Source organism: Clostridium sp. KNHs205, assembly GCF_000702945.1.
Lineage (GTDB): Bacteria > Bacillota > Clostridia > Lachnospirales > Lachnospiraceae > Anaerocolumna.
In genome coordinates, this window is record NZ_JNLE01000003.1 from 1,761,417 (window position 1) to 1,776,202 (window position 14,786).

General features: G+C 39.6%; 11 protein-coding genes. 8 read left to right on the forward strand and 3 right to left on the reverse strand.

Annotated features, from left to right (window positions below; translation table 11 throughout):
* Positions 1-65 precede the first annotated feature (65 nt).
* From BR73_RS0107500 to BR73_RS0107510, 3 genes are read left to right on the forward strand one after another with little or no spacing between them, the layout of a single operon-like run.
* Positions 66-1,028, forward strand: coding sequence for an ABC transporter permease subunit (locus BR73_RS0107500; protein ID WP_033167189.1), 963 nt, complete (start codon positions 66-68; stop codon positions 1,026-1,028).
* Positions 1,029-1,058: 30 nt separating this feature from the next.
* On the forward strand, positions 1,059-1,958 hold the full coding sequence (locus BR73_RS0107505; RefSeq protein ID WP_156034811.1) for a carbohydrate ABC transporter permease: 900 nt from the start codon (positions 1,059-1,061) through the stop codon (positions 1,956-1,958).
* A gap of 60 nt (positions 1,959-2,018) precedes the next feature.
* On the forward strand, positions 2,019-3,533 hold the full coding sequence (locus BR73_RS0107510; RefSeq protein WP_051685038.1) for a glycosyl hydrolase: 1,515 nt from the start codon (positions 2,019-2,021) through the stop codon (positions 3,531-3,533).
* Positions 3,534-3,800: 267 nt separating this feature from the next.
* Here the strand turns inward: BR73_RS0107510 and BR73_RS0107515 are convergent, their stop codons facing one another.
* The gene (locus tag BR73_RS0107515; protein WP_033165035.1) at positions 3,801-4,865 is read right to left on the reverse strand and encodes a LacI family DNA-binding transcriptional regulator; all 1,065 of its coding nucleotides are present in this window, start codon (positions 4,863-4,865) and stop codon (positions 3,801-3,803) included.
* Positions 4,866-5,222: 357 nt separating this feature from the next.
* Here BR73_RS0107515 and BR73_RS0107520 point away from each other — a divergent pair, with 357 nt between their 5' ends.
* From BR73_RS0107520 to BR73_RS0107540, 5 genes are all read left to right on the forward strand, one after another.
* Positions 5,223-6,140: an ABC transporter permease subunit gene (locus BR73_RS0107520; RefSeq protein ID WP_033165036.1), complete on the forward strand. Its 918-nt coding sequence runs from the start codon at positions 5,223-5,225 to the stop codon at positions 6,138-6,140.
* 13 nt (positions 6,141-6,153) lie between these two features.
* Positions 6,154-7,047, forward strand: a complete 894-nt coding sequence (locus tag BR73_RS0107525) for a carbohydrate ABC transporter permease (protein WP_033165037.1) — start codon at positions 6,154-6,156, stop codon at positions 7,045-7,047.
* Between the two features lie 61 nt (positions 7,048-7,108).
* Positions 7,109-8,725 carry an extracellular solute-binding protein gene (locus BR73_RS0107530; protein ID WP_033165038.1) on the forward strand — a complete coding sequence of 539 codons (1,617 nt, stop codon included), beginning with the start codon at positions 7,109-7,111 and terminating at the stop codon, positions 8,723-8,725.
* Between the two features lie 183 nt (positions 8,726-8,908).
* Complete coding sequence (locus BR73_RS0107535; protein WP_033165039.1) at positions 8,909-10,366, forward strand: glycoside hydrolase family 32 protein; 1,458 nt, start codon at positions 8,909-8,911, stop codon at positions 10,364-10,366.
* A gap of 109 nt (positions 10,367-10,475) precedes the next feature.
* Positions 10,476-11,435 (forward strand): carbohydrate kinase, encoded by a 960-nt coding sequence (locus BR73_RS0107540; protein ID WP_033165040.1) that lies wholly within the window; start codon positions 10,476-10,478, stop codon positions 11,433-11,435.
* A 250-nt stretch (positions 11,436-11,685) separates the two neighbouring features.
* On the opposite strand, the gene BR73_RS0107545 is transcribed toward BR73_RS0107540, so the two are convergent.
* Both BR73_RS0107545 and BR73_RS28195 read right to left on the reverse strand, forming a co-directional pair.
* Positions 11,686-12,723, reverse strand: coding sequence for a LacI family DNA-binding transcriptional regulator (locus tag BR73_RS0107545; protein ID WP_033165041.1), 1,038 nt, complete (start codon positions 12,721-12,723; stop codon positions 11,686-11,688).
* Between the two features lie 410 nt (positions 12,724-13,133).
* Positions 13,134-14,729, reverse strand: a complete 1,596-nt coding sequence (locus BR73_RS28195) for a cellulose binding domain-containing protein (protein WP_197032631.1) — start codon at positions 14,727-14,729, stop codon at positions 13,134-13,136.
* Between the last annotated feature and the right edge of the window lie 57 nt (positions 14,730-14,786).

Consider the following 14,786-nt stretch of genomic DNA (forward strand, 5'->3'; position numbering starts at 1 on the left):
GCAGGCAGCTGGATGTAACCGTCCGCGCTGCCTGCTCTATTTTAAAAGAAAGTATGGTACTAACAATGGCTTTAAGAAAACGCAGTAAAGAAGGACCGATAGAAAAGGCCAGGGTTAAAATAACCTGGAAGGAAATCGTGAAACAAAAGGAACTGGTGTTGTTATCCCTTCCTTTCGTCATATATGTATTGATATTTAATTATATACCTTTAATCGGCTGGGTTATGGCATTTCAGAATTATAAGCCGGTTAACGGATTCTTCCATTCGAAATTTGTCGGTCTGGATAAATTTAAGTTCCTCTTTATCAATAATCCTGATTTTATCAGAGTCATTCGTAATACCTTTGCAATGGGAATTATTAATCTGGTGCTGCAGCTGGTATTTGCCATTGGTTTCGCTTTGATTCTCAATGAGGTAGTACATAAAGGGCCTAAGAAATTTGTACAGACCGTTTCATATCTGCCCCACTTCCTTTCCTGGATTATTGTATGCGGTATCCTGCAGGATGCGCTTTCCGTGGATAATGGTATTATCAATGAAGTATTGGTGAAATTACATATCCTGAATGCTCCCATTAACTTTTTTACATATAAGGGATTTTTCTGGTGGATCGTAGGTTTTACCAATGTGTGGAAAGAAACAGGCTGGAACAGCATAATTTATCTGGCAGCCATTACAGCCATTAATCCGGATTTGTATGAGGCAGCTTCTATAGATGGTGCCGGAAGGTTAAAGAAGATGTGGCACATTACCCTTCCGGGTATAAAACCCACAATTTTCATCTTATTACTGATTAATATCGGTAACGTATTGAATGCAGGATTTGAAATTCAATATCTGCTCACCAACGGACTGATTCAGAGCGTATCCCAGACAATCGATATCTATGTACTACGGTACGGTATCAGCCAGACGGATTATTCCCTCGGTACGGCAGCTGGTATTTTCAGGAGTCTTGTCAGTATCCTTCTGATTGTTCTGGCCAATTCGGCGTCAAAAGCAGCCGGGGAAGAAAGACTTTTCTAGGAGGGAAGAACCATGGGAGCATCAAAAGTAATGTATCAGAAAAAGAAGAAATTTAATATAAAGAACCTTATCTATACAGGTATAATCGGTCTGATTCTGACCATTTTCGTTATTGTTACTATTTATCCAATCATCAATACCCTGGCAATTTCCTTTAATGATGCCATCGACTCTCTTCGCGGAGGAATCCATCTGTTGCCGCGTAAATGGACTCTCGAGAATTATAAGACTGTATTACACAAAGAGAGCATGGTAACAGGTCTGTATATATCGGTACTCAGAACTGTGGTTGGAACAGCATTGCAGCTTTCTGTAACTGCTTTGATTGCCTTTGTTATCAGCAGAAAGAACTTTGTTTTTGCCAAACCCATTTCTGTGCTGTATGTAATGACCATGTATATAAACGGCGGTCTGATTCCGGGATTTTTGCTGAATAAGAGCCTGGGTTTTACCAACAGTTTCTGGGTGTATATCATACCCGGTATGGTAAGTGCCTTCAACCTGCTGGTTATCCGTACATATATGAACGGCCTGCCGGACAGTCTGGAAGAATCGGCCATGATGGATGGTGCAGGATACTTTACCATCTTTCGAAAGATCATCGTACCCTTATGTATGCCGGTGTTTGCAACCGTAGCCTTGTTCATTGCCGTAGGACAGTGGAATGCCTGGTTTGATGTTATGCTCTACAACCGTATGAATGAGAACCTTACCACCCTTCAGTATGAGCTTATGAAGCTGTTGTCCTCCGTGAGTCAGCTAAGTGGAGATGCCAATACTTCCAGAGTAGCGGGAACCAGTACACAGGTTACCACCACTTCCGTACGTGCAGCAGCTACTATTCTTACCTGTCTGCCCATTGTTGCCCTGTATCCTTTCCTGCAAAGATATTTTGTGACGGGACTTACCATCGGAGGCGTAAAAGAATAATAAGAAACACGAAAGCATCAGGTGTTTTAGTAGAGTGAGTATTAAATTGAGGAGTAGAAAATGGATAAACAGATAGAGGTACTAATAAAGAAAGATGACACAGTGCCCTTTCATAACAAAGCCTGCTACTGTATCGGCACAGGGCGCATGAATCTGGCCTTAAGATATGAATACCACAAGCAGCTTGAAAAGGTACAAAACGAAATAGGCTTTTCCTATATCAGAGGTCACGGACTATTCTGTGATGATATGGCTATCTATCAGACCTATGAGGAAGACGGAGTGGAAAAGGTCGAATACAATTTCACCTATGTGGATATGGTGTTTGACGACTATCTTTCCCTGGGATTGAAACCTTTTGTGGAATTGGGATTTATGCCGGAAAAACTGGCCTCCGGCAGCCAGACCATATTCTACTGGAAAGGAAACGTAACACCTCCCTCTGATTATGGTAAATGGGCTGAGCTGATAAAAGCTACTATTAATCACTGGATTTCCCGTTATGGTTTAGAAGAGGTAAGAACCTGGCTCTTTGAAGTCTGGAATGAACCGAACCTTCCGGGATTCTGGAAAGGTGCAGACATGCAGGAATACTTTCGCCTGTATGAGGTATCCAGTAAGGCTGTGAAGGAATGTGATACCCGGTTAAGAGTTGGAGGTCCTGCTATCTGCGGTGTGGATGATGAGCGCTGGCTGAGGCTGTTCCTTGCCTTCTGTTCAGAGCACAAGACCCCTCTGGATTTTGTCACCAGGCATGCTTATGCAACGGAAATGCCTGTCAGAGAAGGGCATTATGATTACCAGAAATTAAGAAGCCAGGAAGTTTTTCTTTCTGAACTTCGCACCAGCAGAGATATTATTGACAGCTTTTCTGAATATGCCGGCATGGAAATGCATATTACGGAATTCAATACTTCCTATACACCCTTAAACCCAATTCATGATACCAATCTGAATGCGGCATATGTTGCCGGACTCTTAAATGAAATGGGAGATGTCTGCGCTTCCTATTCCTATTGGACCTTTGGTGATGTTTTTGAGGAAGCAGGGGTTGCCTATACACCTTTCTCCGGTAGTTTTGGCCTGCTGGCAAACGGTATGATACCCAAACCAACATATTACACCTTTTTATTCTTTCAAAAGCTTCAGGGTCAGGCAGTTGCAAGAGGGAAGCAGTATGTGGTTACCAGGGATGGGGAGGGAAATCTCAGAGGAATCTGCTGGAATCCCGTAGAGGAGAGCCACAGGGAGGAACTTACCTTAAGCCTCCGTTTTGAGATGGAAAACGGTGAATATCTGCTGGTGACAAAGCTGGTGGATGAAAATACCTGTAACCCTTTAAAAGACTGGATCAATCTTGGAAATCCGGCCAATCCCTCGAAAGAACAGCTGGAACTCCTTCGTGAATGCAGCCGGCCTTACATAACAACAAAAGCAATTATGGTGCAGGAGCAGACAGCAGAAATACAGATTATCCTTTCAGACAATGGAATATGTTATTTTGAGTTGAAGAAGATTACCAGAAATACTGACAGAGGCTTCAGGGAAGAGCTGATAAAGGGAGCTCTGGTATAGAGAAAAGCAATCAGGTTCAGTGCAGATTTCAAGAAGAAAACCATAAACATACACAGAACGTCAGCGTGTGTTTATGGTTTTTTCTACCATATTTTATGGAAAATGAATTCTATGTGGATTTTGGCTGTTAGACACAATACCAATTTTGTGTGCTATCATCGAACAAAAAATTGTGTGCTATCATCGAACAAAAAAATTGTTTGCTTTCAGCACACAATATCAGCAACATGTCTTTTTTGGTAGTCAATACAGGAAAGTTAAGGAGCCTTATTCCTGAATCCTGCCTCTTTCGTGTTTCGTTGATTCACGTAAAAGAACATTGGTTTTTACATAGGTAGTCCTATAAGGCATATCTGAAAATTCAATTCTTGATAGAATTAAGTCAGCAGCGATATAGCCCATGGATAAGCTGGGAATGTTTACTGTAGAGATGGCTGGTTCAATAATCTGCGATTCGATGGAATTATCAAATCCACAAAGTAAAATATCATTTGGTACAGAGTAACTTAGAGTCTTTAAAGCTTTTAAAATAGCAATTGCTAAAAAGTCATTTGCACAGAAAAACACCTCCGGCATCTGTGGTAAAGACTCAATTCGCCTGCCTAATAATTCTGAATCCATATAAGGGAAGGAATCCCTGTCCAATATACAGTTGGATGGATCAACAGCAATATTATATTCGTCCAGCACTTTACAATATCCCTGCCAGCGTTCATAAAAAGAATGGCAGTTTAAGCGATCGCCTACAAATGAAATATTACGGTACCCTTTTTCGATTATTGATTTTAGCATGAAGTAAACACTATCATGATTTTCCATATAGAGAATGTCGGATGCCAGATTTAAATCTGAACAGTTAACGGCTGTATCAACAAAAAGTGTCGGAATATACTGTGAACATAAAAATTCACTGTATACCCGGGAAAAAAGTTCTATACATATAATTCCGGCCGTATTATCATGATTAAAATTAGCCGGTAGTTGCAAGAAATCAATTTCTTTATCTCCAACCGTATAAATGGAGAGACGATATCCCTGTTGGCTGATTTTTTTTTCAAAAGTATTTAAGAGACTTGAACTAAAGTGTGAGTTTCCAATTAAGGAGTGTGTTAAAAGTGCAATCTCTTTGTTGCATACATTAGGTACTGTTTTACTTTCCAGTACCGGTGAGAGAACCAAGAGGTGAGGATATCCAACCTCAGCAGCTTTTTGGAGGACTCTCTCTTTTGTTTTTTTAGAAACAGCACCTGTACCGTTTATAGCTTTTGATACTGTATTTCTCGATATTCCTAAATCGTCGGCTATATTCTGAAGTGTAATTTTTTCTCCCATATCTTTTTTGCAATAATATCTTTAATTTTTCAGAATAAAATTGCAAATCCTTTCTTTTGAATAGATAAAAATCCCTTTCTTTAATTTAGAAGAAATATAACTGATAAATTTAATGTTACATTTGCAACTATAAGATAATGATATAACAATAATGTAAAAAAATCTATATAAAAAAATTATAAAGTATTAGCTAATTACAAGGATAATGACGAATAAAAAGGTGTATATGAAACATTTTTCGGTTATGAGTTGTGTATTATGTAAAATTAAAGTTGACAAAATAATATTATAATGTTACTATTGCATCATAACAATTAGCAAAACACATATATAATCAAAGAGTTATAAGGAGCTGTTATGGAGAAAAGAAAGAAAAGCAGAAGTAATTCCAGTTTAAGGTACATAAGGAGAAATTGGCAATTATATGTTGTCTTTTTATTGCCTGCATTTTTTCTGACTTTAATATTCAAGTATTTACCAATTGGTGGAATATTAATGGCATTTAAAGATTTTAATCCCCGGCTTGGTATTATGAGAAGCGATTGGGTTGGGATGAAGAATTTCAACAGATTTATCAGTTCACCGGATTTTGCGGGATACCTGCTGAATACATTAAAGCTGAGTGTCTATGGATTGTTATGGGGATTTCCGGTACCAATTATTTTGGCATTACTGTTAAACCGGATCAGAAGCAAGAAAATAAAAAAAAATATTCAGCTGGTGTTATATGCACCTAATTTTATATCTGTTATTGTGCTTTGCGGTATGGTTTTTATATTTTTATCACCGGTTGGACCAGTTAATCGAATTTTGGGGACGGATATTAATTTCATGACAATGCCGGAAGCCTTTCGTTCTATCTATATCATAAGCGGTATTTGGCAGGGAGCAGGGTGGGCTTCTATAATGTATACGGCTGCCCTGGCAAATGCCAGCCAGGAATTGACAGAAGCTGCAATTATTGACGGAGCCGGTATTCTACAGCAAATATGGCATGTGGATATACCTGCCATTAAGCCTATTATTATAATACAGTTTATTTTACAGGCCGGTAATATTATGAGCCTGGGTTTTGAAAAAGCATATGCGTTGCAAACCTCTATGAATATACCTTCTTCCGAAATTCTTCCGACTTATGTGTATAAGCTGGGACTGCAGATGGGTGACTACAGTTTTTCTACGGCAGTTGGCTTGTTTAACTCGATTATCAATGTAATATTATTAGTACTTATCAATAGGATTATAAAACGTTTTAATGAAGGTGAAGGTTTATAGGAAGGAGTAGGAAATGAATAAAAAGTTTATAAAGCGGTCAGGAAAAGACCGGTTAATATTGGGCTTGGGGTATTTTACTTTGGGGTTATTTGTATTAGCTATTATCGTACCCCTTATTTTTGTAGTAATTGCTTCCTTTATGGATCCCAATGTCTTAAACAGCCGGGGAATCAGCCTGAATATTGCAGATTGGTCTTTCGATGGATATGTCAGAGTTATTGAAAATAAAATGATTGGTACCGGTTTTCTGAACTCCTTTATTTATTCCATCACCTTTTCCATATTGTCAGTGGGAGTAACCTTGTTTGCTGCATACCCCCTTTCAAAAAGGGACTTGGTGGGCAGGAAGTTTTTCAATACATTTCTGGTTATTACAATGTTTTTTGGAGGAGGCTTAATGCCAACCTATTTATTGATCAATGAATTGCATATGGTTAATACCATATGGGCTATCATTGTACCAAATGCGGTGAATGTATGGAATATTATTCTAGCAAGAACCTATTATCAAACGGTTCCTGAAGAATTGAGAGAAGCCTCTTCGGTAGATGGAGCAACAGATGTATTGCATTTCTTCCGTATATTAATGCCGGTATGCAAACCAATAATTGCAGTGTTGGTTTTATGGCAATTCGTAGGAATGTGGAACAGTTACTTTGATGCAATGATTTATCTGGAGGATTCCTGGTTGCAGCCTCTGCAGTTAGTGTTAAGATCCATTTTGATACAAAATACGCCGGATCCCGGAATGGTTGCAGATATTCAAAGTGCGGCAGAGATGTCAAAGCTTGCTGAATTATTAAAATACTCAACAATTGTTGTATCAAGTTTGCCGTTGCTGGTTATGTATCCGTTTTTCCAAAAATATTTCGAAAGTGGTGTTATGGTGGGTTCTGTTAAGGGTTAATCCTATTAACATAAAGATTAATACTGTAATAAACAAATTATGAATTCTTGGGAGGAAAGTTATGAAAAAAAGATTTCAAAAAGTTATAGCACTTGCAGCGGTGGCTGCGCTGGTTATATCCTTATCAGCCTGTGGTAATAAGAATTCCGGAGAGGAGAAAGAAGCAGCACAGGAACCGAAGAACATTGAATTCCCATTGGCTGAGCAGGAAACCATATCCATTCTGACCAGTGCAGAAGCAACCTCGACACAAAATCCTGATGAAAAAGTCATCTACCAGAGAATTCAGAAGGAAACCAATGTAAAGGTAGATTGGACCTGTTATGTCAAAGATCAGTTTGTTGATAAAAGGAATCTGCTACTTGCGAAAGGGAAGAATCTGCCGGATATCATTTTGAATGCAGAATTGGGAACGTTGGATTTACTGAAGTATGGAAGTCAGGGGTTAATAACCCCGGTGGAAGACTTAATTGATAATTATATGCCAAACTTAAAAAAAGTATTGGAAGAAAACCCGAGTTATAGGAAATTAATTACCGCACCGGATGGCCATATTTATTCCTTTCCTTGGATTGAACAGCTGGGAACAGGAAAAGAAGCAATTCAGGCAATTGGTGGTATGCCTTTTATCAATAAAGCCTGGCTGGAGCAATTGGGGCTTGAGATGCCTACAACCACTGAGGAATTAGTAAAGGTACTTACGGCCTTTAAAGAAAACATACCAAATGCAATACCAATGTCCTTTAGAATTAACGGCGGAAATGAAGATTTGGGATTTATTTTAGGAGCCTTTGGATATGGGGATAATCCGGATCATATCATGGTAGATGAAAATAATAAAGTGGTCTACTCTGTAACAGATGATGGATACAAAGAAGGAATCGCATGGCTTCATACCCTGCAGGAAAAAGGGCTTATTGATCCGGAAGCTTTTACACAGGATTGGGCAACCCTTGTGGCGAAAGGTAAGGAAGACAGATATGGTATGTATTTTGGATGGGACAATACTGGGGTTCCTGGTACTGCTGAATCATATGTTCCGCTGCCTGCGTTAAAAGGACCTGGCGGAGAAGCAAATGCACCTCGTCAAAGCGGTACAGCTGATGGTGGTTTCCAAGTTGGCAGAGCTGTAATTACAAGCTCCTGCAAAAACCTGGAATTAGCAGCTAAATGGATTGATCTTATGTACGCACCGCTCCAATCCATACAAAATAACTGGGGGACCTATGGAGAAGAAGGAAAGAATAATATTTTCGAACTGAAGGAAGATGGAACATTAACACATACACCTATTGACAGTCTGTCAGTATCACCCTGGGAAGCCAGAACTGCTCAAATGGTCGGTGGTCCTCTTGCCGTACTGAACAGTTATTATGGACTCTATACAACATGCCCTCCGGATGCCTTGGAGAGAATGGAATTTGTAAAGAGTTATGTAAAAGATATGGAATACGATATGGTATATCCTAATGTCTTTATGTCACAGGAGGATTCTGTACAGTTAGCACAATATGAAACTGGTATTAAGCAATACGCGGAACAGATGAAGGCAGAATGGATCTTAAACGGCGGAATAGAAAAAGAATGGGATAGCTATCTGAAAAAGCTGGATCAGCTTGGTCTGAAGGAATATCTTGCAATTAAACAAAAATATTTAGACTCATACTTAAGCAACTAATTTTTGCAACTGACAGGGAAATTTTATTACAGGGCAAATACCAACTGCATATAAGGAGCTGTATATTCATTGTGTTGCCGGAAGGAAGCCGGTGGTTTTCCTTCCGGTATTTTTATTCTTTTTGCGGAGGCTTCGGATAAATTATTATTTTAGTAAATTATACAGATAAAAGGAGAAATATGAATGAGTGAATTATTAAAAAAGGCGCAAATATATCAGGAAGAGAAAGCGGATGGCGTACCGGAGCTCCAAAGACCGGGTTTTCATGCCAGTTCTCCAATCGGATGGATAAATGATCCAAACGGCTGGTCGGTCTATAAGGGAGAATATCACCTTTTTTTTCAATATCATCCTTATAATACCCATAATGGACTCATGCACTGGGGACATATGGTAACAAGAGATTTTATAACATGGAGCAGGATGCCGGTAGCCCTGGCCCCGGACATGGAATATGATAATAAAGGTTGCTTTTCAGGCAGTGCGATTGATTACAAAGGGGAACATATCCTGATGTATACAGGAGTGTATGAAAAAGAGACAGAGGGAATAGAAGAAACCTATCAAGTTCAATGTATTGCGGTCGGAGATGGAGAAAAGTATATAAAATCAGAATACAATCCGGTCATTACAGCTGATATGCTGCCCGAGGGTTTTAATATTCATGATTTCAGGGATCCTAAAATTTGGAAAAAACATGATGCATTTTATGCAATAATTGGTAGTAAGGGCAAAGACAATGATGGGCAGGTAGTATTATTTAAGTCAAAGAATTTAAAAGAGTGGGAATATGTAAGCAGTTTAGATCAATCGGAACAACGTTATGGTAAAATGTGGGAATGCCCTGATCTATTTACCTTGGATGGGCAGGACGTGCTTCTTACCTCTCCGCAGTTTATGGAAGCTGAGGATTTGGAATTCCATAACGGAAACGGAACCATGTGTATTATTGGAAAAGTGGATAATCGAAATAAATTAATAAGAAGTAATCTTCAGGCAATTGATTATGGTCTGGATTTTTATGCTCCACAAACCCTTGAAGCAGCTGACGGAAGAAGGATAATGATTGCCTGGCTGCAGTCATGGGACAATTATATCACACCTGAGGAATTTGAATGGTCGGGAGTGATGAGCATTCCACGCGTGCTGACTTTACGTGGAAACCGTTTATACCAATATCCTGTAAGGGAAATTGAGGCCTTCCGAAGTAATCAATTTTTGAAAACGCTGACGGTTATTGCCGGAGAATCTTACATAGAGTTGGTGAAGGGCAGACAAATTGATTTAATTCTGAAATTAAAGAAAGTGGAATGCAGCTATTTTGAAATTAAACTGGCCTGTGGTGAAAGAAAATATACCCAAATTACCTATGAACCAGTAAAGGAAATGATAACCTTTGACAGGTCCCATTCAGGTCTGCATAAAGATGTGCAATGTATACGAAAGATGAAAGTTGATCCTTTCGGTAAAGAAATAGAAATCAGGATACTGATGGATAAATATACGATTGAAATGTTTATTGACGGCGGCAAATATGCAATGAGTTCGCTCATCTATACGGATTTAGCGTTTGATAAGATTGATTTTGATACAGATGGACAGGTAGGGTTGGTCATTGAGAAATATGATATTTGTGTATGACCTTTATTTGTCAAAAAGGAGAGTAGCAATGAAAGTGATAGGACATTTTTCTGATGTGTTATAGAAATCACGAAATTTCTTACAAAAAACCATAAAGTGAGGACAAAGAATGACTATAAAAGATATTGATGTGGTGGCATTGGGAGAATTATTGATTGATTTTACAGAATGTGGAGACAGTGTACAAGGCAATTCCTTATTCGAAGCTAATCCCGGAGGCGCACCTTGTAATTTATTGGCTATGCTGACCAAATTAGGAAATAAAACAGCTTTCATAGGGAAAGTCGGTGAGGACCAATTCGGCAGAATGCTGATTGCCAGGGTGTCAGAGCTAGGAATTGATACCACCTGTCTGTATAAGGATAGAGAAGTCCCCACTACTTTAGCGTTTGTGCATACTTTAAGCAATGGAGACAGAGATTTCTCTTTTTATCGAAATCCGGGAGCTGATGTGATGTTAACAGAGGTAGATATACCGGAGGAGCTGTTAAAACGATCACGAATTTTTCATTTCGGAACGTTATCTATGACACATGAAGGAAACAGAAAAGCCACCCAAAAAGCAGTAAGGATTGCTAAAGAAAATGGATGCCTGCTATCCTTTGACCCTAATTTACGGGTACCTCTCTGGAAAAGTCCGGCGGCTGCAAAAGAACAGATGGAATATGGATTACAGCACTGTGACATCTTAAAAATATCTGACAATGAAATACAATGGATTACAGGTATTGAGGATTATGACAAAGGAATAGCAAATCTCCGGGCAGACTATAATATACCTTTAATACTGTTAACCATGGGAAGAGAGGGAAGCAGGGCGTATTATAAAGGGCTACGCGTAGAAGTAAAATCCTTTCAACAAGACAAAACCATTGAAACCACCGGTGCTGGAGATACTTTCGGAGGCTGTGTCTTACATCATATATTGGAATGGGGACTGGGTAATCTCACTGTATCAAAGCTTCAAAAAATGCTTACTTTTGCAAATGCAGGAGCAGCAATTATCACTACTAGAAAAGGGGCACTGTCTGTAATGCCCTCAGAAGAGGAAATTGATAATTTGATCTAAACTGCTATCTGAAGATCCAGGTGTCATTTTTCTCTGCTGTATAGACTGAAAATCCTTCCTGTGCCGTTAGGATGTGTCTGAAAACTACTTGCACCAAGTTGTAATTCTACTTTATGGGAGGCAATCCCTGATACCAGGGAGATAGTGGTTATGTTTCCAAAGTTATAAAGTAAAATACCGCAAAACAGAGCATTTAGTACGTTGCAGTGAGTTTTCAGACACGTCCCGGTTTATGTCACGAAACCGGAACTTATTCTGAGGTAGAAAGTCTATTTATTATCTGAGTTTGGACATATATAGTCCGATAGGATAATTCCGGATGCTGTATTCTTGATAGTAAAGTCTCAGCAGCAAAGTACCCCATAGAATCCCCCGGAATATTTGCAGTGGTAAGGGGAGGCTCTATTATTCTGGATTCGGCGGAATTATCAAAACCACATATCTTGATATCATTGGGGATAATAAGATTCATTGATTTTAAAGCCCGGATGACATCAATTGCAATATAATCATTCGCACAGACAAAAGCATCAGGAAGGCAGGGGAGCGCTTTTATTTTTGAGGCTAATAATTCTGGATTATAGTAAGGGAGATTATCATTTTCTAAGATACAATATTCATTATTATCAAGGCAGGAATCTTGCATGGCTTTACGATAACCGGACCAACGCTCATAAAATGAATGACAATGAAGATAATCACCTACAAAGCCAATTTTCTTATATCCGCTGGCAAGCAGGGATTGCGTCATTTTGTAAGAGCAATTGTAATTCTCCATATACATAATATCAGAATTTATCATTTGCCCGGCGGTGTTTGCAAACGTATCAATGAAAAGAGTAGGAATTTCTAAATTACATAGAAACTCTGTATAACATTCATTAAACATTTCAATGATAATAATACCCTTTGTGAAGTCATAATTAAAGTTGGCAGGGAGCTGACACTTAAACATAAAGTCATCCCGAATTGTATACACGGATAATCGATATCCCAGCGCACTTATATGTTCTTGAAAAGTGTGCAGTAATGCTGAACTGAAATGGGAAGTACTTAGAACGGAATGACTAAACAGGGCAATTTCATAGTTGGGTTGAGGGTTAGTAGTTTCGGTGGAGCCTTGATTTAACATGGAAAATTGTTTATAGCCAAGTTCGGCGGCTTTTCTATATATTTTATTTTGGGTATCTTTTGAAACGACACCTGTCCCATTGATGGCTTTTGAGACTGTATTTCTTGATATATTCAGAGCATCTGCTATGTCTTGGACAGTAACTTTATGTCTCATAAAAACCTCCATTTTTCTTTACTACTATCTTACAATATTTTATATTAGGTGTCAAATGTAAATAAGCAATTAGGCATACGTACACTTAAAATCCTGCGCTATAGTATAAGAAGAATGAGGACTAGTCTTCCAATAGTGAAATGTCTTCTCCAAGGCTTTTTCTTATTCTTATATTCTCTCTTCCCCAGGAACACATCACATCTGTGCAAAAGATTACATCAGGTATATTTTAAAACTAAGTCGGAGGAGCGGCTTAAAGTAAAGGAATAATCAAGTAAAAGATAAACTTACTGCCATATCGTTAAGAGCAGTATAATAAAAACTCTATGGTTTTCCATCCCACTGCACAATGTGCAAGGCCGGCTAACCATAGAGTTTCTTTTTCGTTCCAGTCGATTATCCTGCAAGTATTACCAGCCCAGATCCACACGTATCCTGGCTGCCAGCTGGTCAGCCATCAGCTGGTGGGTTACCAGACTGGGATGCCAATCTTCACCGTAACCATTGGCCCATTCCTGAACAGGAAATTCGATATAATGAACCTTAGAGTCCCCGGCGGTGTTCTTCTGATTCACCACACCACTTATATAATCACGGGCACTTGACTGACTGTCACCACTTAACATAGGGCCCATGGCACAGTATATATGGGCATCCGGATACTGGGTCCGGACTTTTGCCACCAGATTTGAATACGCTGTTGTAAAAGCAGTTCTGTCCGGAGTACCGATGCTATAGTCATTGGTACAGAGGTTTATGACAACTACCTGAGGCACCCACTGGCTGGGATTCCATTGAAGGGCAGAATCATAAGCCAGTATCCTGGAATACAGAGAGGGCATTAAATCAGTGGTATCTCCTCCGTAATTGCGGATTACACCCTTGCCCGACCAACTGACAGTAACAGGATCAGCCTCCAGAAGACGGGCAGTTATTGCGCCGTATGCCTGGTAAGCATTTTCATTCTTTGTAGTAAAGGACTCATACTGGCTGGTGCCTTCATTACCATAACCGCAGGTAATGGAATCACCAATAAATTCTATACGCCGCAAAGAGGGAGAAGGAGCAGCCAGCAGACTGCCATCCGTAATAGTAAATCCAAGAAACTGTACATCACCTACCCAGGCTTCAGTCCTCTTTACCAGCTCAACTGTATGAGTGCCGCTTGCCAGGCCGGAAGCCAGCGTAATCGGGGAGGAACTTTTGGCAGTAACGTTGATGGGGGTCTTTACTTTACCATCAATTATCACCTCAAACCAGTTATCACCGGTGGATTTAAGGTTTACCTGGATGCCCGTTCCGGAAAAAGAAGCTTTTATGGTAGTGGTACCCCAGGAAAACTTTGGTCCTGCCGGGTCACTTCTGTCAAAACGTCCAATAAAAAGTACATTGGAGTCAGGGGAAGGTGTTACAGTGGCAGTAGGAGTGGGAGTCACTGTAGGGGTAAGTGTCGGGCTGATGGTAGGAGTGGGTGAAACTGTTCCGCTGGGTTCAAGGCCCCAAACCAGTTCACCTCCGATATAACCTGTTATTGAACTGGAATTAGTATAGGTTGAAGCGGTATGAAAAGAATAATCATCAGTCTGTATAAAGTCAGTCCAGTCGGATTTCCAGATTCTTGACTTTATCTCAATACCTGTACCCGGGTCAAGAGTCCCTGCACCGCTTTTAAAACCAATTTCCAGATATCTGTCGGAGTTATCTCCGCTCAAGGTACCAAAGGTACCGGTCACATTTTGTGCACCTATAGTAGAGTAGTCACATGAAAAGTTGTTTGACTGGATTCCGTCATTTGTAAAATAGTACTTTAGCTTAACAGTTGAAAGCAGCAAAGGGGTTGTCCCTGTGTTGACCAGCCTGAAATTTGGGCTAATGGTGTTTGATTTATCTGCCGTATTTCCGTTGAAGGACCGTACGCTTATGCTTTCTGCGGCAGAAACACTGGATATTGGAGTCATGGCGGTCAGTACAATCGCAAGCAGGATTATACCAATTTTCTTTAACATAGATAATACCTCCATAAATGTAAATATTTGTAATTGAATTATAACATGTAAAGGCTG